Source organism: Agromyces albus, assembly GCF_030815405.1.
Classification (GTDB): domain Bacteria; phylum Actinomycetota; class Actinomycetes; order Actinomycetales; family Microbacteriaceae; genus Agromyces; species Agromyces albus_A.
Map to the genome: position 1 here is coordinate 3,585,293 of NZ_JAUSWX010000001.1, position 21,456 is coordinate 3,606,748.

20 protein-coding genes and 1 pseudogene are annotated in these 21,456 nt (G+C 67.4%); 8 read left to right on the forward strand and 13 right to left on the reverse strand.

The window, feature by feature from the left end; translation table 11 throughout:
• Nucleotides 1-29: 29 nt before the first annotated feature.
• The 5 genes from QFZ29_RS17015 to QFZ29_RS17035 form a co-directional block, all read right to left on the reverse strand.
• The gene (locus QFZ29_RS17015) at nucleotides 30-2,870 is read right to left on the reverse strand and encodes a helix-turn-helix transcriptional regulator (RefSeq protein WP_306895310.1); all 2,841 of its coding nucleotides are present in this window, start codon (nucleotides 2,868-2,870) and stop codon (nucleotides 30-32) included.
• Nucleotides 2,871-2,916: 46 nt separating this feature from the next.
• Nucleotides 2,917-3,351, reverse strand: coding sequence for a nuclear transport factor 2 family protein (locus QFZ29_RS17020; protein WP_306895312.1), 435 nt, complete (start codon nucleotides 3,349-3,351; stop codon nucleotides 2,917-2,919).
• Nucleotides 3,348-4,022 carry a VOC family protein gene (locus QFZ29_RS17025; protein WP_306895313.1) on the reverse strand — a complete coding sequence of 225 codons (675 nt, stop codon included), beginning with the start codon at nucleotides 4,020-4,022 and terminating at the stop codon, nucleotides 3,348-3,350. The genes QFZ29_RS17020 and QFZ29_RS17025 overlap by 4 nt, the downstream gene beginning before the upstream one ends.
• Nucleotides 4,023-4,141: 119 nt before the next feature.
• Nucleotides 4,142-4,660 (reverse strand): hypothetical protein, encoded by a 519-nt coding sequence (locus QFZ29_RS17030; RefSeq protein ID WP_306895315.1) that lies wholly within the window; start codon nucleotides 4,658-4,660, stop codon nucleotides 4,142-4,144.
• Nucleotides 4,661-4,688: 28 nt separating this feature from the next.
• On the reverse strand, nucleotides 4,689-5,081 hold the full coding sequence (locus QFZ29_RS17035) for a hypothetical protein (RefSeq protein ID WP_306895317.1): 393 nt from the start codon (nucleotides 5,079-5,081) through the stop codon (nucleotides 4,689-4,691).
• Between the two features lie 356 nt (nucleotides 5,082-5,437).
• Here QFZ29_RS17035 and QFZ29_RS17040 point away from each other — a divergent pair, with 356 nt between their 5' ends.
• The 6 genes and pseudogenes from QFZ29_RS17040 to QFZ29_RS17065 all read left to right on the forward strand — a co-directional run bounded on the left by QFZ29_RS17040 (nucleotide 5,438) and on the right by QFZ29_RS17065 (nucleotide 9,605).
• On the forward strand, nucleotides 5,438-6,349 hold the full coding sequence (locus tag QFZ29_RS17040) for an SDR family NAD(P)-dependent oxidoreductase (protein ID WP_306895319.1): 912 nt from the start codon (nucleotides 5,438-5,440) through the stop codon (nucleotides 6,347-6,349).
• Entirely contained in the window at nucleotides 6,346-7,203 is an 858-nt protein-coding gene (locus tag QFZ29_RS17045; RefSeq protein ID WP_306895321.1) for an SDR family NAD(P)-dependent oxidoreductase, read from the forward strand. Before QFZ29_RS17040 ends, QFZ29_RS17045 begins: the two co-directional genes overlap by 4 nt.
• A 56-nt stretch (nucleotides 7,204-7,259) precedes the next feature.
• Nucleotides 7,260-8,450 (forward strand): low temperature requirement protein A, encoded by a 1,191-nt coding sequence (locus QFZ29_RS17050; protein WP_306895323.1) that lies wholly within the window; start codon nucleotides 7,260-7,262, stop codon nucleotides 8,448-8,450.
• 23 nt (nucleotides 8,451-8,473) lie between these two features.
• Nucleotides 8,474-8,596: pseudogene (locus tag QFZ29_RS17055) on the forward strand (helix-turn-helix domain-containing protein); the annotation flags it as partial.
• 261 nt (nucleotides 8,597-8,857) lie between these two features.
• Nucleotides 8,858-9,238, forward strand: coding sequence for an alpha/beta fold hydrolase (locus QFZ29_RS17060; RefSeq protein ID WP_306896786.1), 381 nt, complete (start codon nucleotides 8,858-8,860; stop codon nucleotides 9,236-9,238).
• Nucleotides 9,192-9,605, forward strand: coding sequence for an alpha/beta fold hydrolase (locus QFZ29_RS17065; RefSeq protein WP_306895325.1), 414 nt, complete (start codon nucleotides 9,192-9,194; stop codon nucleotides 9,603-9,605). Before QFZ29_RS17060 ends, QFZ29_RS17065 begins: the two co-directional genes overlap by 47 nt.
• Nucleotides 9,606-9,672: 67 nt before the next feature.
• Here QFZ29_RS17065 and QFZ29_RS17070 read toward each other — a convergent pair whose 3' ends face one another.
• On the reverse strand, nucleotides 9,673-10,494 hold the full coding sequence (locus QFZ29_RS17070; RefSeq protein ID WP_306895327.1) for an alpha/beta fold hydrolase: 822 nt from the start codon (nucleotides 10,492-10,494) through the stop codon (nucleotides 9,673-9,675).
• 119 nt (nucleotides 10,495-10,613) lie between these two features.
• Nucleotides 10,614-11,198 (reverse strand): TetR/AcrR family transcriptional regulator, encoded by a 585-nt coding sequence (locus tag QFZ29_RS17075; protein WP_306895329.1) that lies wholly within the window; start codon nucleotides 11,196-11,198, stop codon nucleotides 10,614-10,616.
• A 130-nt stretch (nucleotides 11,199-11,328) separates the two neighbouring features.
• On the opposite strand from QFZ29_RS17075, the gene QFZ29_RS17080 reads away from it, so the two are divergent.
• Nucleotides 11,329-12,414: a GlxA family transcriptional regulator gene (locus QFZ29_RS17080; protein WP_306895331.1), complete on the forward strand. Its 1,086-nt coding sequence runs from the start codon at nucleotides 11,329-11,331 to the stop codon at nucleotides 12,412-12,414.
• Between the two features lie 141 nt (nucleotides 12,415-12,555).
• A complete protein-coding gene (locus tag QFZ29_RS17085; protein ID WP_306895334.1) occupies nucleotides 12,556-13,470 on the forward strand; it encodes a DUF4839 domain-containing protein in 915 nt (304 codons plus the stop codon).
• A 1,057-nt stretch (nucleotides 13,471-14,527) separates the two neighbouring features.
• Here the strand turns inward: QFZ29_RS17085 and QFZ29_RS17090 are convergent.
• From QFZ29_RS17090 to QFZ29_RS17115, 6 genes are all read right to left on the reverse strand, one after another.
• Nucleotides 14,528-15,691: an alpha-L-fucosidase gene (locus QFZ29_RS17090; RefSeq protein WP_306895336.1), complete on the reverse strand. Its 1,164-nt coding sequence runs from the start codon at nucleotides 15,689-15,691 to the stop codon at nucleotides 14,528-14,530.
• Between the two features lie 29 nt (nucleotides 15,692-15,720).
• A complete protein-coding gene (locus QFZ29_RS17095; protein WP_306895338.1) occupies nucleotides 15,721-16,638 on the reverse strand; it encodes a glycoside hydrolase family 43 protein in 918 nt (305 codons plus the stop codon).
• Between the two features lie 78 nt (nucleotides 16,639-16,716).
• Nucleotides 16,717-18,810, reverse strand: a complete 2,094-nt coding sequence (locus QFZ29_RS17100) for a carbohydrate binding domain-containing protein (RefSeq protein ID WP_306895339.1) — start codon at nucleotides 18,808-18,810, stop codon at nucleotides 16,717-16,719.
• A 418-nt stretch (nucleotides 18,811-19,228) separates the two neighbouring features.
• Complete coding sequence (locus tag QFZ29_RS17105; protein WP_306895341.1) at nucleotides 19,229-19,519, reverse strand: hypothetical protein; 291 nt, start codon at nucleotides 19,517-19,519, stop codon at nucleotides 19,229-19,231.
• A gap of 80 nt (nucleotides 19,520-19,599) precedes the next feature.
• On the reverse strand, nucleotides 19,600-20,553 hold the full coding sequence (locus QFZ29_RS17110; protein WP_306895342.1) for a carbohydrate ABC transporter permease: 954 nt from the start codon (nucleotides 20,551-20,553) through the stop codon (nucleotides 19,600-19,602).
• Nucleotide 20,554: 1 nt separating this feature from the next.
• Entirely contained in the window at nucleotides 20,555-21,430 is an 876-nt protein-coding gene (locus QFZ29_RS17115; RefSeq protein ID WP_306895344.1) for a carbohydrate ABC transporter permease, read from the reverse strand.
• Nucleotides 21,431-21,456 lie beyond the last annotated feature (26 nt).

Genomic DNA, 21,456 nt, shown 5'->3' on the forward strand with positions numbered 1-21,456 from the left:
AGACTGCCGGTTCGGGTCCGAGCCGGCGGCTACACCGACGCCGGATGCGCAATGCGAAGTGCTCGCGCGAGCTGCCGTCGAGATGAGATACCGAGTTTCACGAACACCTTGCGCAGATGCCATTCGACGGTGCGCGGACTGAGGAAGAGCTGCTCGCCGATCTCGGGATTCGTGCTGCCGGCGGCGGCGAGGACGGCGATCTGGCGTTCCTGGGCCGTGAGCTCGTCGACTGGGCCGGATGCGGGCTTGTGCACCACCTCGCCCGTGGCGGCAAGTTCACGTCGGGCGCGCTCCGCGAACCCATCGCTTCCGGTATCCACGAAGATCTCGTGTGCGAGGCGCAGGTGCTCGCGGGATTCGACGCGGCGGTTCTGGCGTCGCAGCCACTCGCCGTAGAGAAGGTGTGCCCGACCGAGCGCGGTGCGGATCCGAGTGCGTCTGAGGCATGCGACTGCCTCGAGGTAGCGGCCTTCGGCCGTGTTGTCGTCGGCGACGAGCGCCGCCGCGCGGGCGGCGAGACCTCGAGCCCAGTGGGTGCCGGATGCCGCTGCCAGCTCCTCGAGCCGGGCGAGAGGCTCGGCTGCTCGTTCCGGGGCGCCGGCGCGCACGGCCGCCTCGACGCGCTCGGGCAGAATCCAGCCGGCGAGCCCGATGTCGTACGGGTGACCGGCTGCGGGCTCAGTCGCCGCGAGCGCCTCGGGGTAGCGCCCAAGTGAGTTGTACAGCAGCGCGTCCTGCCAGGCCACGGTGATGAACCATTGGCCCTCGCCGCGCTCGAGGATCTCCGGACGGAGCCGCTCGGTCACCTCCGCCTTCACCGACTCGTCGCCCCGGAACGTGGCGAGCCAGCCGCTGCGGGTCATCGATGTCGGCATTCCTGTCGCTTCGATGATCGGCTGGAGCTCCTGTGCAATCGACATAGCCTCGTCGGTTCTGCCGCTGAGCAGCAGGACCGACGTGCGCTCGGCCATGACCAGGGGCAGCTGCGAAAACGCGCCTTGACTGCGGCTGATGCGAACGGCACGCAACGCGAGCACGTCGTAGGCGTCGTCGTCCAACAGGACGCGTGCGACGGCGCAGGCGATGGGGAGCCACTGCAGCAGACTGCCGGGCGGCGCGGCGTCCTCGCCGAGGCCCCGGCGCGGGTCAGGGTCGGCCGTCGGCACAGTCGGCTCGTCGGAGGCAGCCAGCGTCACGAGCCGGGCGAGCGCGTCCCGGAGCACCGGCGCCGCCGCCGTGTACCCGTCGGTGATCAGCATGGCGAGTCCGCGCAGGGCGTCGGCAGCCGCGAGGGCGGGGACGCTGAGGGGTGGCGCTGGGTCGGCGGCGAGAACTGCCACCGCGACCTCGGGAAGTCCGACGGCTTCGGCGTGCGTTCCGGCCGAGATCGCGGCGATCATCGCGTCGGCGTAGGTCGCCAGGGCGGTCTCTCCGTCGTGTCGTTCGAGCAGGCGAGCTGCCGCCACCAAGCCCGCAGCGGCGTCACGTCCGCGGGTAGTACTCGATGCCACGTGCGCGCGCACCAGCTCGATGCGGGCCCGCTGATGTTCGTCGAGTAGTGCAGGATTCGCGAGGTCGAGCAGCCGCAGCGCCTCATTCATCGCGCCCGCCCGGTACGTATCCTCCGCCGCCATGAGGGCGCGCCTAGACCGAAGGCCCGCGTCCGGCGTGAGTTCGGCACCGCGAGCGTGGAACGTCGCGCCTGCGGCAACCCCGCCTCGTGCTTGCGCGCGCCGCGCGGAGCGCACAAGCTCGGCGGCGACCGCCTCGTCGAAGCCGATGGCGGCCTCGGCCAGGTGCCAGGCACGCCGGTCGGGGTCGGAGGACGGATCGGTCGCGGCCGCGAGTGCCCGGTGGGCGGCTCTTCGCGCGCCGACCGGGCTCGCGCGCACCGCAGCGGACCGCACGAGCGGGTGCCGGAATCTCACGCGGGCGCCGAACTCGATCAGTTCGTCCTCGATCGCAGGAGTTATCGCCTCCGCCTCGATGCCGAGCGCGTCTGCCGCCCGCTGGATCAGCGCGGGATCGCCGATGGGTTCCACAGCTGCGACCAGCAGCGCCGACCGCGCCTCGGGCGGCAGGGTCCGGATGCGGTTGACGAAGCTGTCCTCGATGCGACTCGTCAGGCTCGGCGGTGAAGTCATGCCGTACCCGCCGGCAATCTCCACCGTTCCTCGTCCGCGCGACAGGACGAGGAGCGCCAAAGGGTTGCCGCGGGCCTCACCGATCAGCCGTTCCCGGATATCGGGATCGATCGGACCGGAGATGACCGACTCGAGCAACAGCCGCGCGTCAGCGGGCTCGAGCCCCTCGACGACGAGGTCCTCGATACCGGTGAAGTCGTCGCCCACTGGCTCGCGCACCGCGAAGAGGAGGCCGACCGACTCGGCGACGAGCCGGCGTGCGACGAACGTGAGCACTTGAGCGGACGCGCGGTCCAGCCACTGTGCATCATCGATCAGGCAGAGCACCGGTCGAGAAGCCGCGGCCTCCGCAAGTAACCCGAGGACCGCGAGTCCGACCAGGAACCGATCCGGCACGTCCCCGCCTCGCAGGCCGAAGGCGACGCCGAGCGCCGCCGCTTGAGGTTCTGGCAACGCGTCGAGGCGGTCAAGCACCGGGGCGCACAGTTGGTGCAGACCGGCGTAGGCGAGTTCCATCTCGGACTGCACGCCGGTCGCGCGCAGCACCTGGCAGGCGGCGGCGCACTCGGCTGCGTAGTCGAGCAGCGCCGATTTGCCGGCGCCGGCCTCGGCGCGCAGCACGAGCGCGCGACTCTGGCCACCGCCGAGGCTCGCGACCACTCGGCCGATCGCCTCGCACTCACGCCGACGGCCCAACAGTGACGGGCCAGGCGTGCGGTGCTCCATGATGGCCGATCCTATGTGCTTCGCCGACGCGGTCCCACCGCCGGGTTCAGTTCCGCAGCTGTCGGATGAGATCGATCGATCGGATGACCCATCGCTCGCCATCCCGGATGTAGGTCTGGTGGAGCCGGCAGTATCCGCGCCGAACCCGGCCCGGTGAGGCATCCCGACCGACGACATATTCCGCCGCCCACACACCTTCGGCACGCGTCTCCGATCGGACTGTGAGCTCGGCGCCGAACGCATGCACGACAAGGGTGGCGTCGCCCGCTTCGAGGTCAATCGTTGCTCCGATGTGGGGGCTGAGGGCGAACCACGCCAGGGAACCGTCTGGGTCAAACACCCGCAGCTGCCCTCCGTCGGCGAAGCATCGCTCGAACTCGTCCCAGGCTCGGTCACCGGCGGAACGGCAGAGCCGGCCTTGCAGGGAGCGGAGCTCCTCGAAGACGAGCAGACGGGATAGCGGTGCGGAACGGTCGGTCATTCAGGCAGCTCCTGGCCCGCTGCCGCACGCACCATGTACTCGGCATACCATTCAGGCCACCCGGCATCCTCGTGCCCGATCCTGGCCTCGTGCACGCCGTGCGCCTCAGCGGCCGTGCGGAGGGCCGCTGCCAACTCGGCGGGCGAGTCGTACCGCGTCTGCACGATTCGGCCGGGGATCCGCTCAGTGACCTCCTGCACGAGCCATTCGTTGCCGTCCGGGTCCTCGAACGCGACCCATGAGCCGTACGAACGACGCTCGGGCGCGAGGCCGGGCACGCGAGCAGTAGTGCCGCCGTGGTGGAAGATGCCGGTCGCGTCGTGGAAGACGTCACTGACCGGCGCACCGGCGCCCTGCAGGTCCGCGCGCGCCGCCTCGATATCGGATGCCACGAGCTGCAGTCCACGAACCGACCCCGGCTCGGCGTCGGTCACGCCGGTGCCGAAGATGATCGACGTCGGCGAGCCGGGAGGTGTGAACTCGACCACCCGGTAATCGGGGGAGATATCGAGATCGACGTCGAGCGTCCACCCGAGGCCCGCGTAGAACGCCTTCGCCCTGTCGACGTCGGTCACGGGGATGACGACAACCTCGAGCTTCATGGCAGCGGTCGTGTCGTGCGTCGCGGTGCCGGGTACGGTCGCGGCGACGTCCTTCGTTTCGGTGTCCATGGGAACATCCCTTTCCTTCGTTCGGATGATTCGAGGATGCCGCCGCCCGGTGGGCGGAGGCGCCCGTGCGACACACTGGTGGCCACCCGGGACCGGGGGCGTACACCACAAGTCGCTGTTCAGAAGCCCCAGTCCCAGAAGTCCCCGGCGTCGGTTGGGTCGGGCGGGTCGGCAGCCGCGGCGGACGGATCACCCGCCTGCTCCTCCGGTGCGCTCCAGACGCTCCACGCGACGGACGCGATCAAGTACCACACGACGGCGTCGAGGATCGACGCGCCCAGCCAGGCGCTCGCGCCGACGCCAGGCTCCACCGCTTCGACCGACCGCGCGATGGCGCCCGGACGGCGACGCTCGGCGCGCTCGACCGACCGGGCCAGGCTGGCCGGCAGGGCATCGGCGGGCCGTTCGTCAGCTTGTTCGGCGTCCTTGGTGAGGCGCTCGAACAACAAGTCGAGCTGTGCCGGTGTGAGCCGCTCGAAGGCCTCGACGTGGGCACGCTCGATGACTTCGGGCGGCGCGGTGCGGAGCATCCGCTGGTATCGGTCGACGGCTCGGGCATCGGCGATCGGCACGCCCACTGGCACCGGCTCGGATTCCAATTCGACCTTGCGGCCGAAGATTCGGTCGATCATTCGCATGGGTGGTTCCTCTCTGCGTGTCGCGCAATTAGTCGGCCGCGACCGGCGCGGCTTGGAGCGGGCCGCTGAACGACGTGCGCAGCGAGCTCGGGGCGACGAGCGGGAGCAGCGTCGCGAGCAGCTTGGCCTTAAGCGTGACGGGCTGCCGGGTAAGTTCCACGTCGACGCGGGTGCCGTCGGCCAGCGGCGTGAGCTGGAAGACCCAGCCGCCCCCGGGCCCGAACACCTTCGAGTCGATGGTGGTAATGGTGACGCGATTCGCGTCGTCATCCCAGTCGTAGTGGGCGTGCTCCCAAGCGGAGGCGGTCCCCTCGGTCACGTCGGCCCAGTGGTCACCGAGGGCATGGACCTCGAAGTGCTCGGCGTCGATCGTGGGCCAGCGCTCGGCACGAGACGGACTGAAATCGGTGAGCACGGCCATGAGTTCAGGCGTAGTCAACGTGGAAATGAGGTGAAATCTGACGGTCGGCATGGGGTTCCCTTCCTTCTCCGACGTGCTGAGCGGTGGTACCGAACGATCGACACCGCACCACGTTCTCGCGGAGCTGCCCGCCCCCGCGCCCGGGTGGACGACCGGTCGACCCCCGGGCGGGTGCCGACCGTCGACCGGTGGGTCACGGCATCAGCTGCGCACCGGCTACTCGGCCCCTGGGTTCACCGGTTCCGCGACACCGGGGGCCCTTCCGGGCAGTTACCCGGGCGCGATGCCGCACCATCGGGCAGCACGCTGGATCAAGTAGAGCGTCGGCGCACGGCAGGCGCAGAAGGGACAGACTCATGAACGAGCGACGGAGGGCCACGGACAGCCTGGTCTGGCTGATCACGGGAAGCTCGCGTGGCTTCGGCAAGCGGATCGTCGAAGCCGCGCTCGAACGCGGCGACCTCGTCGTTGCCACCGCCCGGCGCGCGTCGGCACTCGACGAAATCGCCGCGCAGTACGGCCCGGATCGCATAGTGGTCGCGGAGCTCGACGTCACCGACGCCGAGGCTGCGAGACAGGTCGTTGGCCGCGCCGTTGACCGGTTCGGCCGGCTGGACGTCGTGGTCGACAACGCCGGGTACGCGAACAGCGGGTCGATTGAGGAGACTCCGGAGGAGGACTTCCGGGCTCAAGTCGAGACCAACTTCTTCGGCGTGGTCAACGTCACCCGCGCGGCGCTGCCGGTCATGCGCGCCCAGCGGGCGGGTCTTTTCCTGCAGTTCTCCTCTGTGGGCGGCCGCATCGGCGGAACGCCGGGCCTGGGCGCCTATCAGGCCGCCAAGTTCGCCGTCGAGGGCTTCTCCGAGGTGCTGGCCGCCGAGTCGGCCCCCTTCGGGGTGCGGGTCGTGATCGTCGAGCCGGGTGCATTCCGCACCGACTGGCAGGGCGACTCGATGACCAAGCACCCAGTCGGATCGGACTACGAGGCGACAGTCGGCGCGATCCACGCGCTGCGAGATCAGGGCGACGGCAAGCAGCCGGGTGACCCGGTGCGCGGCGCACGTGTGCTGGTCGGCCTCGCCCACGGCGATCTCGGCCGAGCCGGCGCCGACCTGCCCCTCCGGCTGCCGCTCGGCAGCGACGCGGTCGCCCGCGTGCTGGACGGGGAACAACGTCGTCTCAACGAGGCGCAGGCGTGGGCACCTGTCAGCCGTTCAGCCGACTTCCGCTCGCCCGGCGCCGAGGCAGCGGAAGGAGCTGCAGCATGAGCGTCACCCTGACCTGGTTCATCACCGGCGCCGGCAGCGGCCTCGGCGCTGCCCTCGCCGAGGCCGCACTCGATGCCGGCGATCGGGTGGTCCTGGCGGCGCGCAGCGGTCACGATCTCTCCGCGGTCCGTGACCGGTACCCCGAGACCGCGCTGCCCGTGGAGCTCGACGTCGTCGACGCGGAGCAGCGCCGGCAGGCGATCGCGGCAGCCGAGACGTGGGCGGGCGGGGTCGACGTGCTCGTCAACAACGCCGCGATCGATTTCCTCGGCGCGCTCGAGGAGCAGGACGAACGCGACATCCGTGCCCAGTTCGAAGTGAACGTCTTCGCACCGATCGAACTGATCCGGCTGGTGCTCCCGGGCATGCGGGCCCGCCGCAGCGGCATCATCGTCAACATCTCGTCGATGGACGGCATCTCGAGCCTGCCCGCCAACGGGTACTACTCGGCGACGAAGTTCGCACTGGAGGGCCTCACCGAGTCGCTCTGGCAGGAGATCGAGCCGATCGGGCTGCGGGCTTTCCTCGTCGAGCCTGGATCGTTCCGCACCGGCATCGAGAAGCGCACGCACGTGTCGGGACGGACGATCCCGGACTACGACGCGACCTCGGGGTCGTTCATCCGAGCGGTGTCGGCCGTGCGGCCGGAGCAATTCCCCGGCGATCCCGACCGCGCCGCGGAGGCGATCGTCCGCAACGTTCGCGCTCCCGACCCAAGGCGTTGGCTGGTCCTCGGCAGCGATGCGTACCGTCGTATCGGCGAGAAGCTGAGCCGCTTCCACGCCGAGTTCGACTCCGGTCGTGAGCTTGCCGCATCCACCGATTTCCCGGGCAGCGGGCCAGCGGTGCTGTGAACGCGAACCGCGACGACACCGTGAGGCCACTCCGCGTGGCCGGCCCACCGCGCCGAGTGACCGAAGCCGCCGGGGCCGCCTCCGTGCTGCCCGGGGCTGATCGCGTCACGATGTTCGAGATCTTCTTCGACCTCGTCTTCGTGTTCGCCCTCATGCGCGTGATCGAGCTTATGGAGACGCAGCCGGGATGGGCTGGCCTCGGGCGGGGGCTGCTGTTGCTGCTCCTGCTCTGGTGGGCGTGGTGCGCGTTCATCTGGCTCGGCAACCGGGTGCGCCTCGACTGCGGTCGTGTCGTTGTCGCGATCCTCGTGTCCATGGCGGCGCTGTTTATCGCCGCGCTGGTGATTCCGTACGCTTGGGAGCCGCACTCCGGCTGGCTGAGCCCGGCGCTTGTACTCGCGCTGGCTTTCACCGTGGTTCGGTCCAGCTACGTCTCGACGTTCCTCTGGACCTCGCGCGGCGACCGGCGACTACGCACGCAGGTGCTGATCGATGCGATCCCGCAGACGCTATCCAGCGTTCTGTTGATCGTCGGAGCCGTGCTCGGAGGGGACCTGCAGAGTGTGTGCTGGGCCGTGGCGTTCGGGCTGGACTTCGGTGTGGGATGGCTCGTCTCTCGGTACAACGGATGGCGGGTTACCAGTCCGGCGCATTTCGTCGAGCGGCATGGCCTGGTCCTGATCATCGCGCTCGGCGAGACGGTCCTCTCGTCGGGAGCCGGGCTGGGTTCGACCCTGAACGAGGGCACGGTCCAGGGTCTGTCGATTCTCGCGGCCGCGCTCGCATTCGTCGTCGTCGTCGGGCTCTGGTGGGCCTACTTCCGTGGTCCGTCAGCCGCAGCACAGCATGCCCTGCTGGGTGCCGGGCCGAAAGGTCGCCCCGCGCTCGCCCGCGACGGCTACACCCTCGGGCACCTCCCACTGGTCGCCGGGGTGATGTACGTCGCGCTCGGCATCCGGCTCATCCTCCAGGACGTCCTCGTCGCGCCCGGCGCTCCGGCACACTGGGTCGCGGTGATCGCACTCACTGGTGGGCTCGCGTGCTTTCTACTCGGCCTCGGCTTGTTCGCCCGAGTGATGGTCGGCCGTTGGAGCCGCCCGCCTCTGATCGCCGCGGGTACTTCGACCGTGCTCGGCGTGGTTGCCGTGGGGCTTCCTTCGCTGGCGGTGCTGTTCCTCGTCGCGGCTCTCGTCATCGCCGCGGCCCTCACGACCGCGTCCTGGGAACGCCACGCGGCGGCCCGATGACCATTGGCTACGATGGGAGACCCATGGATCTCGAGGTCGACAGACTCGGGCTCAGCCAGCCGGCGATCAGCCAGCATCTGCAGCGAGCAGAGACGCGCCTCGGCGTGCCGCTGCTCGTGCGCACCGGTCGCACGATCAGGCTCTCGGAGGCAGGGCAGGTGTTCGCCGACGGAGCGGACTGCGGCGGAGCGGGGCGAGAGCGTCACACCGTCAGGATGGTGCGGTTCGCGCGTGCGGCCGGAGTTGAGGCTCGCGGCATCCGTCCGAAAGCGAGGGATACCCGGCCGTGCGCGACCGGATGCGAGACGGCATTGAGAACGAAGCTGGAGCCAACCGGGAACGCGACGCCGCACGGGCGGTCGCCGCCCGTGCGGCCGCACGCCCGTCGAATCTCTGAAGGAGATCTCATGTCCGCCACTCCAACGATCGTGCTCGTGCACGGCGCGTTCGCCGACGCCGCCAGCTGGGCCCCCGTCACCGCGGCGCTGCTCGAGCAGGGCCACACCGTTCGCGTGCCTCCGGTCTACAACCGCAGTCTCGTCGAGGACGCGGCCTCGATCCGCGCCTTCGTCGAGCAGATCGACGGCCCAGTGCTGCTCGCCGGCCACTCCTACGGCGGCGCCGTGATCACGGTCGCCGGCGTCGCCGAGAACGTCGTCGGCCTCGTCTACGTCTCGGGCTACGCCCTCGACGAGGGCGAGAGCCTGGGTCAGCTGCAAGGCGGATTCCCCGACTCCGACCTTGCCGCGAACCTCGTGTACCACGCCGTACCCGGTCGCAGCCGGTGAGGACGGTACGGATGTCTCGGTCGCGATCGACGCATTCCCCGCAGTCTTCGCGGCCGGCGTGCCCAACGAGACGGCGCGTGTGCTCGCGGTCTCGCAGCGGCCCCTCACCGCGGTCGCGTTCGGGGAGCCGGCCCCGGCGGCGGCGTGGAAGGAAAAGCCGGGCTGGGGCATCGTCTCGAGCGCCGACCACACGATCAACCCCGAGGTAGAGCGCTTCGGCTACACCCGCGCCGGCCTCCGCTCGGTCGTCGAGCTCGACGCGCCGCACCTCGTCATGCAGACGCATCCGGCCGAGGTCGCCGCGGTCATCACGAGCGCGATCGCCGAGCTCGCCGAGGGCAGCGAGGGCGAGCGTCTCGCCTCCTGAGTCGACCTCGTCGACACGACGAAGCGGCCGTCCTCCCGTTCGGGTGGGCGGCCGCTTCGCGTTGCGATCAGCCCTTGATGAACTCGAGGATGTCGCGATCGAGCTGCTGCTGGTAGTCGCCGAAGATTCCGTGCGGCGCTCCCGCGTAGACCTTGAGGGTGCCGTGCTTGACGAGCTCGATCGACTTCAGTGCGGCGGCTGCGATCGGCACGATCTGGTCGTCGTCGCCGTGCGCGATGAAGATCGGCACGTCAAGGGCCTTCAGGTCCTCGGTGAAGTCCGTCTCGGAGAACGCCGTGATGCACTCGTAGGCGGCCTGGATGCCAGCGAGCATGCCCTGCCGCCAGAAGTCGTCGCGCGCGCCCTGCGATACCGCAGCACCCTCCCGGTTGAAGCCGAAGAAGGGCAGCGAGAGATCTTGGAAGAACTGCGAGCGGTCGGCGAGCACGCCGGCCCGGATGTCATCGAACGCCGTGATCGGCGTGCCCTCGGGGTTCGACTCCGACTGCACCATCACCGGCGGCACCGCACCTGCGGTAATCACCTTGGCGACACGGCCGGCGCCGTGCTGGGCCGCGTAACGGACGACCTCGCCGCCTCCGGTCGAGTGCCCGATGAGCACGACGTCGCGCAGGTCTAGCGCGTCAATGAGCTCCGCGAGGTCGCGGGCGTAGGTGTCCATGTCGTTGCCGTTCCAGGGCTGCGCCGAGCGGCCATGACCGCGACGATCATGCGCGATGGCGCGGTAGCCGTGGTCGGCGAGGAGCTTGCGCTCGACGGCCCACGCGTCGGAGCTGAGCGGCCAGCCATGGCTCAGGACGACCGGCTGGCCGGTGCCCCAGTCGGAGTAGTACAGGTCGGTTCCGTCGGACGTGGTGAAGGTGGGCATGCTGCTCCCGAGCTCGAGATGGAATGGGTCTCGGCCATCCTCAGGCGGGCCGGCAGCGGATGCCCCCGCTCCAGCGGCCGACTATCCCTCGAATCGGGACAGCTCCGAATGCGAGACGCTCAGTCGAGCCCGAGCCGGTCGGCGTACGCGCGGGCGATCTCCCGCAGCTCGGTCGCTGGCGCGTGCAGGCGGCTCGCCTGAATGAGGCCCTGCGAGACGAGCAGGATTTCGGCGGCGAGCACGTAAGCCGGCCCGATGTCGCCCGTACCCGTGCCGACTTCCGCGGCGAGACGCCGCTCGATCTCGGCCTCCATGTCGCGCGTCGTCGCCTGGCAGAGCTCCAGCACCTCGGTATTGCGTTCGCCGAACTCGGCGATGCTGTTCAGCATGAGGCATCCGCGCCGCCCCGGCTGGGCGGCGCAATCGTCGATGATCGCATCGAGCAGCGCCCGGATGGCGGCACCCGCGGACCCCTCGGTGGCCATGGCGCTGCGCACGAGGTCGATCCGGGTGCGGCAGTATGCCTCGAGCACGAGCAGGAAGAGCCCGAGCTTGCTGCCATAGGCGGCGTACAGGCTTCCGTTGCCGATACCGCTGGCGGCGGCGATGTCACCGACCGAGGCGCCCTCGAAACCGCGCGACCAGAACTCCTCCATCGCGGCGGCGCGCAAGGAGGCGTCATCGAACTGGCGAGGCCGTGCCATCCGACCAGCGTATCCGCCTCGCCCGGCGAGCCCGTTGCTCGTGCGAACTGAGGAAAACGAATCGCCGCTGCGACCGGCGCTTCTCTGGTTCGACTTTTGCTGGAGCGATCATTCCAGAATGATGGTGCCCATGGCAGCGCTTCCCACGCCGACCCGGTCGGGTCGATCCCGCCGCATCGGGTTCCTGCTCTTCAACGGCGTCAAGGCGCTCGACTACGTCGGTCCGGCCGAGGTGTTCGTCGAGGCCAACCAGACCGTCGACGACTACCAGGTCGTCCTGCTCTCGCCGACCGGCGAGGACGTGACGACCTCGCTCGGCGGCCGGGTCTCGGTACACGCGTCGGCCGCGGACGTGGCCGACCTCGACACGCTCGTCGTGCCGGGTAGCGAGCAGCCGCCCTCGGTCTTCGCACGCGGTGAGCTGCTCGTCGCGGCGGCGGCGCTCGCGGCTCGCAGTCGACGCGTCGTCTCGATCTGCAGCGGCGCGTTCGTGCTCGCCGCCCTCGGCGTGCTCGACGGCCGGAGCGCGACGACGCACTGGAAGTTCGCCGCCGACCTCGCGCGCCGCTACCCGCGTATCGACGTGCAGGCCGACCGCATCTTCGTGCGCGATGGGCACGTCGCAACGTCGGCCGGGGTGGCCGCGGGCATCGACCTTGCGCTCGCACTCGTCGAAGACGATCACGGACCCGATGTCGCCCGGCGAGTGGCCCAGGGCCTGCTCGTCTACCTGCAGCGCTCGGGCGGCCAGTCGCAGTTCTCGACGCCGCTGCGGGCGCGAGCCCCGCAGGAGAGCGTCGTGCGCCGGGTGACCGACCTGCTCGAGGCCGACCCTGCCGCGACGCACACCGTCACCGACCTCGCGCGGCACGCGAACGTGAGCGTGCGCCACCTCACACGGCTCTTCCGCGAAGAGCTCGACGCCTCGCCCGCCGAATACCTCGCCGAGCTCCGATTCGACCTCGCCCGCTGCCGGCTCGAGGCAGGCGCCTCGGTCGCCCAGACGGCGATCGACGCGGGCCTCTCGAGCGCCGAGTCGCTGCGTCGTGCCTTCGTCGCCCGGCTCGGCATCTCCCCATCCCAATACCAGCGACGCTTCCGCTCCGCCGAGGGAGCCCCGACGCAGCCAACGCAGCGGACGCAGCCGGCGTTCCGCACGGAGCCCGTCCGAGCGAGCGTTGCCGACTCGGGCGAGGCGGTGGCCCTCAGCGCGTGACGCGGGCGGCGTCCGTCGGGCGGACGACTCCCGCAACGGCCGGGCTGGCGGCATATTCCCACCGCGCTCTTACTGGTGGATGTCGAGCGGTAGAGTCGCTCGTTCTTCGGGAGTAGCGGCATCCGCCCGACCCGCACCGGGTTGGACTTCCTCGAGCTTGACGCCGACAGGCGCTCGCGCGCCGCAGCTCCGCGGTGTGCCCGGCAGCCGATCCTTGATCGGGTCAGGTGCGACCGCGATTCTGAGGTCTGCCGGGTCGGTAGGCTCGGCGAGGTCGGTACCGTTCCGGCGCGAAACAGGCTGGGAGATGTTATGGCGGACGCCGAGGTCACCTACGAGACGAAAACGGCCCGGGCAATCCGCGGCATGGAGTCGCGGACGGTGACCAAGTGGGAGGCCGACGGATGGGAACTCGTGTCCCAGACCCCAGGAAAGTTTCAGACGGAAATCTCATTCCGGCGTCCGATGCCGAAGACGCGTTGGCTCCTTTGGGCGACCGGCGGCGCAGTCCTCGCGATCGTCCTTGCTGTCATCATCATTTTCGGGATTATCGGGGAACGGAACGCTGCGCCCGGCGAGACCTCAAGCGGGGCGCTGATCAAGTCATCTGCCACGCCGAGCGAATCCTCGTCCCCGGGCGCGTCGGAATCGTCACTGGATCCCGGAGACGTCGTGCTCACGCCTGAGAACAACGCTGAACTGGGAGCCCTCCTCTCACTCACCGACTACTGCGACCCTTCTATCGCGGCATTCGCGGACGTGTACCGCGGTCAGACGATCGCGTTCCCGGGACACATCGGCGCGCTGGCCCCTCACGACGGCGCGACCACCAGGTACGACATCCTCATCGGCGCCGGCGACTTCAGTGAAACCACGGCGCTCGGCCCCGCCTTCCAGTTCCGTGACGTGAACACGACGAACGATCTGAAGTTCGTCGGCACCACGCCCGACACGATCGGTGTGGGAACGAATCTGAACGTCACGGCTGAGATCAACGATTACGAAGCCAGCTCGTGCCTGTTCCTGCTGGACCCCGTGGCGACCGCCGTTCGATAGGTATGCAGGTCGAGCACCGGCACCTTGTCCGCCTTGGTAGAGGTAACTGGTGCCACCGGCGGACAATGAAGCTCCCTAGCTCGGGTTGTACTAATCAGCCACATTCGACCCACCGAGACCCCGCACTCGACTGCCCGAAAGCCGGTCGGTCACGAGGAAGGTCGGCTCGTTCACGAGCCGGACTGCGAATCCGCGGCGTCCGACCGTGGTCCGATTCCCGTATGACTCGCCCGCATTTCTGCCCGGTGAGGGGACGCCCCATGTAGCGCCGCTCGCACGACCGCGATCATCGTCCGGTAGTTACGTCGATTCAACGTGATCCATCCGAGCGCTCCGCCAGCCACGCCACGAATCGATCAGCGGGGTCGAGGCCACACGGTCGTGAACGGTTCGTAGTCACTTAATAGTCACAATTTCGGCATCACGTTGGTTCACCCGAGTTCACACTTCCCCGTGATCCCGGGGCTCGTGAGCCCGAGTGAGACGCAGTGAACTACTACTGGATATCTTCAGCTTCCCAAGCTGATAGCGCGGGTTCGATTCCCGTCATCCGCTCTTCGTGAATAATCGCTGATCAAAGCCAATTTTTGGATGAAGATCGACCCCGTCGATTCGATTTGTTCTCGCTGCGTCACGCTCTACTCACGGTTAATGATTCGGTTTGATTTGGTGAGCAAACCAGGCTCAACTCCGGCGAGCGGCCTTTGGCGCACCGAGGACGCACGTACATCTGCCTCCTCCGGCTCACATCACGCTCGCGTTCGCGCGCACCGGTCGATGATGAGCCACGGGCCCCGGGGTGAGCCAGGCCGCCGTGGGCCGCGAGCATGGAGTAGTCGGACGGGATGCCCGCGGGCGGGCAAGCAAAAGGCCGGCGCCCGGCCGGCTCTCTCAGCGCCGGCCACCAGCCGGTGTCGCTACGAGCGAACCTCTCTCGGCACAATCGCGAAGGCTGGTCCGACGGCTGAGTCGTCGAACCAGAGAGACACGGTGCCGATGCCAGGTACGCGCACGTCGCGAGCTCCGCTTGCGGAAGAAAAAACCACGACTCGGTCATTTAGGTTCCAGAACCGTGTCCAGGGCTCGCCAGTCGCCTCCCTGGCGTCGTTGGGATCTGCCCACGCCCGGACGCCGCCTGGCAGCCGGTCGAGCGCCGATCGCCACGAGCCGAAGTCATCGAGCGCCGCGCGTTGGAGATCCGGTATGCGACCTTCCGCGTCTGGCCCGACATGAGGAGGAGCTGCCCGCCGCGAGCGACGATGTCGACCCAGAGCGTCGACAACTCAGCACCGCTCATCATCGTCTGTTCGTCCTCCAACTCGTTGTGCCCGAACGAGTAGCCCAGCCCTCGCGTGTGCTGCCACGATCCTGTCTCGTTGTCGGCGTCGGACGCGTACTCGCTCGTGAGGAAGTCATGATGCGGCACACCCCATCGATCGTTGACGACACCGTGCGGCACGACGGACCGGTAATAGTGGAAGAGCTCGTAGAGTCCCCCGTCACCCAGGTGCTTTCCGGCGTCCGGCCAGTTGATGTCGTTCCAGAGCATCGAGGGCTGGTAGCGATCGATGAGGTCTCGCACATGCCCGGACGCATACAGGTGGTACGCGTCGTCAAGTGGCCGGATCGAGTGCACCTCGTGATGGTCGCGGATGGGCGGGAGATGCGGCGTGACAGACCAATCGAGTCCCCCTGAGTAGTACACGCCGAACTCGAGACCCGCTGCTCGGACGGCATCGGCGAGCTCGCCGACGATGTCGCGGCCTGGTCCCCGGGTGATCGTGTTGCGCTCGGGTGTCCCCGGCGCGTCCCAGAGGGCGATACCGTCGTGGTGCTTCGTCACGGGGACGACGAAGTCGGCGCCGGCTCGGCGGAACACGTCGACCCAGTCAGTGGGGTCGAACCGGTCTCCCTTCCAGTCGTCGAGGAAGTCCTCATACGGTGCGTTCCGGTGGGCGTCGCGGTGATGCACCGCGGCGGGAGAGTCGGCAATCCGGATCGTGTTCGCGTACCACTCCGAGTACGGGTTGTGAGCGAACCAGGTCGGTCCGTCAATCGTGCCGAGCGGACCGATCGGCTCAGCCCAGGCCGGCACCGAATACGGGCCCCAGTGGATGAAGATGCCCAGTTTCGCTTCGTCGAACCAGTGCGGAATCGGGCGATCGAGGTCCGACCAGTTCGGCTCGGAAGTGGCGGGTGACGGCGTCGTTGCGGAGTTCATGGTGTCTTTCGGGTCCTTCACTGGTGGCGTCAGACGGTGAGTGGGTCGTGCGCGCCGATGCGAAGCCGTGGAGCGCCCGGATCGGCGTCCTCCACCAGTTCAGTCAGCACGGCTCGTTCGAGTGGCGCCTCGTTCGGTCGGTGCAGCACGAGGTAGGAGGTACCGTCGGCGTCGAAGGTCATGGCGTGTCCGCCGTCGTGGTCCCAGATCGGTGTCGATTCGTGTTCCCATGGTCCGAAAAGCTCGCCGCTGTTCGAGTAGGCGACGCCGACCGCGTAGCCTTTCGAGCTGCGGCTTGACCACAGCATGGCGAGGCCGCCATCCCTGAGTCGACGGAACGAGGGGCCGTCCGTGACGTAGTCGGACCCGGTGTCCGAGTCGAGCGGACGAGTCCACGGCGCCTCCGACGCCGCGAATAGGAGGCGTGGGGAACCCTCCACGGAGGCGAGGTCTTCGCTCAGTCGCTGAGCGAGAATCTGTCCGTCGTTCACGTCGAGCCATTCCCGGCAGAAGACGAGCCACGGGGTGCCGAATGCGTCGATGAACAGCGTTCCGTCGAGACAGAGCCAGTCGGCCGGAGTGAGAGTGCCCTTGCTCAGCGGCACATACGGGCCAGCCGGGTGATCGGCGACGAGGGACTGGGTTCCTCTCCGCAGGCGCCCGTTATCTCCGTGGCCGGCGAATGTCGCGAGCATGACGTACCGCCCGTGCCAGCGGTGCACTTCCGGAGCCCAGAAGTGTTCCGTTGCCCAGAAGCCGGCTGGCGGGCGGAACGCCGGATGCGCAGAGGACCAGACCACGAGATCGGTGCTCCGATAGCAATCGAAGCCCTCCCCAGGGCCCGCCCACACGGTCTCATCAGTGGTACCGAAGAGGTAATACGCGTCCTCCTCCGGCACGGGGAGGATGAACGGGTCGCGGATGTGGATGTCGTCGAGTCTCTGCACGTTATCTTCCTATTGTTTTCCGGCGGCTCCGCTGAGCGCGGGGGCGGCCACGACTCTCGTGGCCGCCCCCTTGTCGAGCTAGCCGAGCTTGGTGAGGGTCAGCTCGTCACATGCGCCGGTCGATGATCCGCTGTTCTTGTAGCAGTAGATCGTCGCGGTCGTGCTGGCGCTACCGGTGGTGAAGGCGATACTCGCCGGGCTGTACGTCGCCCCCGAGACACTCCGGAAAGCCTCTGCGGCGCCGGCGCCCTTCACACCCAATGCGATCGATTCCCCTGCAGCCGCCCGCAGCCACCCGGTGAGGACGTAGGTCGTCGACGGGGCAAGCCCTCCGACGGTCTGCTGCGCTCCGCTCGACGATGCCCCGGTGACGAGGCCGAAGGAGCCGGATGAGGCACCCGACGCAGAGACGGATGTCGCCGACGCGTTCGACCCGGTGGCCGCCCACGGCGTGAGAACTCCGGTCTCGAACCCAGCATTAGCGACCAGATTGGTCGGCGCCGTCACGCGCACGAGGCTGAACGCGTCGCAGTACCCGGCGCCCGTTCCGCTGTTCTTGTAGCAGTACACGGTCGCCGCTGTGGACGAAGCGCCCATGGTGAAGGTCAGGGCGATGGGCGTGTTCACCGAGCTGGTCGTTTTCGCGTACGCCTCGGTTCCACCGTAGTTCTTGACCCCGAGGGCGATCTGTTCGTCGGCGGTCTGGACTCTGAGGGTGGCCGTCAGGCGATAGGTCGCACCGGGCACGAGCCCGGACACCGTCTGTTGTACGCCACTGTTCGCCGCGCCCGTTTGCACGGCATGGGTGCCTCGAGCCGGCGACACCGACGAGACCGAGGAAGTAGTTCCCGAACCTGACGTCGCCCACGCCCCGAGCGACCCGGAGTCGAAGCCGGAGTTCTGGATCGGGTTCGGCAAGGTCGCCTCGAAGGCGCCAATCCCCGGTGCGGCGGTCGGAAGCGTCGTACCGAACAGGTCGCGACCACCGTTGTTCGCAATCGTTACGCCGGCACGCGCCGCTGGCGAGGACGCCACGGGTCGGAACGCCTCGATGCCCGCCATTCCGGTTGCTCCGGTGGGGAGCGGACCGGTGAGCTGCGGATCCTCCGTGATCGTGCCCGCGGTGGGCGCCGTCGAATGGGCGGTTCCGTAGAGGAGGTTGTTCGCGTACGTCGATCCAGTCGTGTTCACGTAGCCACCGGTACCGTAGTTCACGACGAGGTTGTTGCGGAACAGGAAGGAACCGTTGGTGTTGACGCCGCTCCGGCTGCCGATCACGTACGTCCCGCGATTCTGCGGAATGTAGATCGTGTTGTTGTAGATGTCGGGTTGGGCGCTCGCGCTGCCAGCTCGGTTGGGCACGCTACCGGCGAAGTGGATGACGTCGCGCGGCCCGTTCGAGCGAGGCTGCACCGGGCACGGATCCGTGCGGGTGTCGTCTTCGCTGATGTTATACCGGATGACGGTGCCGTCGGATGGAACGCGCGACATCGGCTCTCCAGACACGTTGATGGGCGGCATTATCAAGATGAACCCGCCGCGGTTGTTGCGGCTGTAGTTGTACTGGATGAGCGTGTTGCGGTTGCCCCAGTCGACGTCGAAGGCCTGGCCGTCTGACTCGTTGACGTGGCAGACCGAGCTGTTGCCCTGAACGACGGTGTCGAGGCTCCCGGCCATCCAAATGCTCGCGGAGGCCCCGTTGCAATACTGGCCGGACGGCGGGCAGGCCCAGTTCGACTTGGTTCCTCCGTATGCGGCGTCGTTGCCCTCGATGAGAGCACCTTGGCCCTTCACCACGAGGATGTCGTCGCCGCCCGAGTAGCGGATGACATTGTTCCGGATCTTGACTCCCGTGGTGAGCCCCGTGCCCTCGCCGTCCCGGTCGGGTGTGACGGCGATCGCGATGCGGTCGACCCTGTCGAACGTGTTGCCCGCGATGACGATGTCGTCGAAAGTCGATACCGGTGTGGTGTGGTCCGTCTGGATCCCGACACCAGCGTTCCTCGAGTACCATCCGCCCGAGTACCCGCTGATCTGGCTGATCGTCATGTCGGTGATCTGGATGTGCCGGAGCACGCCGCCCGAGGAATTGATCGCCAGGATGCCCGAGCGGTAGTCGGGCGCTGCTGCGGGGTTGCGGAGCTCAAGGCCCGAGACCTCCCACTGCTGCACGTTCCGCAGTGTGATAACGGCCCCAGTAGCGCCGGCCGCCGTGAGGATTGGTTTCGCGCCCGTGCCATACGCACCCATTTCGATGGGATTCCCCGGCACGCCCGATCCTTTCGGCTCGATCTGGCCTGTACACGTCGTCCCTGACTTGAAGAGAATGCGATCACCGGGTCCGAACGTCGGTGCGTTGACTGCGGCGAGTGCGTTCCAGGGAGAGGCTTGTGTCCCCGTGCCGTTGGATGGCGCCGCGCAGTCCACGTAGAAATCCGTGTCGACCGCAGCGGCCGGTTGCGCCGCGATCACGGAGCCGCCGAGTCCGATGGCGGCGGCAGCCACCATCGTGAGCATGCGTCGCACTCCGGATCTCCGGTCACGCGTATTGGTAAAGGTCATCATTGTCCTTTCGGTGGTTGGGTGGTGCTCAGGATTTGACCGCGCCCATGGTGAGGCCGGCGACGACGTGTCGTTGGAACACCATGAAGACGATGAGAAGCGGGGCCGCGCCGAGGAGTGCTGCGGGGAACAGCACGGTGGGATCGGTGGTGAATATTTGCCGCGACATCCGCTCCGGTCGGAAGGCCGTGAGCACGGTGAATCCGAATGGGATCAGGATGAGTGCAACGACGAGTCCGTGCCAGGGGCTCGGATCCGTCGTCCCGAAGAGCAGGTAGCGGTCGTCGTACTCCACGATGTACGGGTCACGGATGCGCAAGTCGGGCCGTTCGATCGTGGCGTGGCGTGGGTTCGTGGAGTGGAGAGCGGTTGCCTGTTGTGATTTGTTGTTCGCCATTGTCAGGACTTCACGGCACCCATCGTGAGTCCGCTCACGATGTACCGCTGCAAGAAGGCAAAGACGATGAGCAGTGGCGCGACGCCGAGCAATGCGGCGGGGAAGAGCAAACTCGGGTCCAAGGTGTAACTGCCAACGAGCGAGTAGGCATTCACCATCACCGTTTTCAATGACGGATCCTGGACGAAGACCAGCGGCACGATCAGGTCGTTCCAGACGCTGAGAGTCAGGAACGTCGCAAGCGTCGCCGTCACCGGTCGAAGCAGCGGGAAGAGCACAACGAAGAACGTGCGAACGGGTCCCGATCCGTCGATCGCGGCCGCCTCCTCGAGCTCGATCGGAATCTGTCGGAAGAACGACGTGTAGAAGAAGATCGCGACCGGAAGGTTGATGGCGGTGTAGGTGAGGATAACTCCTGCGTAGCTGTTCAGCAGACCAAGGTCTCGAAGAAAGAGGTATAGCGGAGCGATCAGAACGAAGATCGGCACTGTCGAGCCCGCAATGAAGATGCGGTACACCCAGGTCGTCCACGATCGGCTGATACGGGCGAGCGGGTAGGCGGCAAGCGATCCGACGACGATGGTCAAGATCATTGTGCCGGCCAGGACGATCGTCGAACTGAGCAATCCCTGCGTGTAGTTCATCTTCGAATAGGCGTTGGCGATGTTGTCGACCGTCAGGCTCGTCGGCCAGCCAAGCGGATCGTTGATCACGTCCGAAGCGGGGCGCAACGACGTCACCACCGTGTAGGCGAACGGCGCAGAGATCAGAATCACCGTGATGGCCAGGATCACGTCGCCGATCCGCGATAAGGGTCCCCGACGTACTCGTCGTCCGCCAGCTCGACGTTGCGCTCGAAACGCCGTAGGGGCTGCCTTGATTGTTGTGTTCGCCATGTCGGATTCGCTGATTGTTGTGTTCGCCATGTCAGGTTCGCTGATTGTTGTGTTCGCCATGTCAGATTCGCTCCTCGCGACGTCGAAGAAGTGATTGGGTCACTCCGGCAAAGAGCACGACAACCACGAGAAGCAGGACGGCGATGGTCGCGCCGTACGCAAAGCTCCCCTGTCCTCCGAAGATCTTGGCGAAGATCAGCATGGTGAGGGTCGTGGTCGAGCCTGCTGGTCCACCATTCGTCATCACGAAGGGCAGCTCGAAGACTTTGAGGGACCCGATCAGCGACAGGGTCACAGCCACGGTCGTCGCCGGGGCCAGAAGGGGCCACTCGATTGAGACGAATCTGCGCCAGCCTGCTGCGCCATCCACACTCGACGCGTCGAGGAGTTCACTCGACATATTCATGTACCCGGCCAGGAAGATGGCGGCTGAATAGCCCGAGAACATCCAGATGTTGACCAGCGCGATCGCCCAGAGCGCAGTGGAGGGATCGCCGAGCCACACGTGCGCAAGCGAGCTCAAACCCAGCGACTCAAGCAGGGAATTGATCGCTCCGTCTGGTGCAAGAAGCGAGTTCCAGACGAACGCCGCCATCACTGCCGACATCAGGGTTGGGACGAGAATGAGCGTGCTGCCCAGTTGACGGACACGGGGCCGTATATACAGAGCCCTGGCGAGGCTCAGGCCGACCGCGTTCTGCACGATGACCACGACGACGGCGTACGCCACCGTGATGCCCAGTGCTCGCATTACGTCGCTGTCGCTTGCCAGCGCGACGTAGTTGGATACCCCGACGAAGGCGCCGGGATTGCCGATCTTGCTGTCCGTGCCGCTCAAGACGAGCCCTTGCGCCAGCGGGTACACGATTATGGCGAGGTACATGGCCACGGCCGGAGCCATGAAGGCGACGGCTATGAGCGGTTTGCGGTGGATCATCGGATTTCCTTCAATCAAACTGAACG

Coding starts and splice junctions, on each gene's coding strand:
- QFZ29_RS17015 (WP_306895310.1), bottom strand. CDS start 2,870: ATGGAGCACCGCACGCCTGGCCCGTCACTGTTGGGCCGTCGGCGTGAG.
- QFZ29_RS17020 (WP_306895312.1), bottom strand. CDS start 3,351: ATGACCGACCGTTCCGCACCGCTATCCCGTCTGCTCGTCTTCGAGGAG.
- QFZ29_RS17025 (WP_306895313.1), bottom strand. CDS start 4,022: ATGGACACCGAAACGAAGGACGTCGCCGCGACCGTACCCGGCACCGCG.
- QFZ29_RS17030 (WP_306895315.1), bottom strand. CDS start 4,660: ATGCGAATGATCGACCGAATCTTCGGCCGCAAGGTCGAATTGGAATCC.
- QFZ29_RS17035 (WP_306895317.1), bottom strand. CDS start 5,081: ATGGCCGTGCTCACCGATTTCAGTCCGTCTCGTGCCGAGCGCTGGCCC.
- QFZ29_RS17040 (WP_306895319.1), top strand. CDS start 5,438: ATGAACGAGCGACGGAGGGCCACGGACAGCCTGGTCTGGCTGATCACG.
- QFZ29_RS17045 (WP_306895321.1), top strand. CDS start 6,346: ATGAGCGTCACCCTGACCTGGTTCATCACCGGCGCCGGCAGCGGCCTC.
- QFZ29_RS17060 (WP_306896786.1), top strand. CDS start 8,858: ATGTCCGCCACTCCAACGATCGTGCTCGTGCACGGCGCGTTCGCCGAC.
- QFZ29_RS17070 (WP_306895327.1), bottom strand. CDS start 10,494: ATGCCCACCTTCACCACGTCCGACGGAACCGACCTGTACTACTCCGAC.
- QFZ29_RS17075 (WP_306895329.1), bottom strand. CDS start 11,198: ATGGCACGGCCTCGCCAGTTCGATGACGCCTCCTTGCGCGCCGCCGCG.
- QFZ29_RS17080 (WP_306895331.1), top strand. CDS start 11,329: ATGGCAGCGCTTCCCACGCCGACCCGGTCGGGTCGATCCCGCCGCATC.
- QFZ29_RS17090 (WP_306895336.1), bottom strand. CDS start 15,691: ATGAACTCCGCAACGACGCCGTCACCCGCCACTTCCGAGCCGAACTGG.
- QFZ29_RS17110 (WP_306895342.1), bottom strand. CDS start 20,553: ATGGCGAACACAACAATCAGCGAACCTGACATGGCGAACACAACAATC.
- QFZ29_RS17115 (WP_306895344.1), bottom strand. CDS start 21,430: ATGATCCACCGCAAACCGCTCATAGCCGTCGCCTTCATGGCTCCGGCC.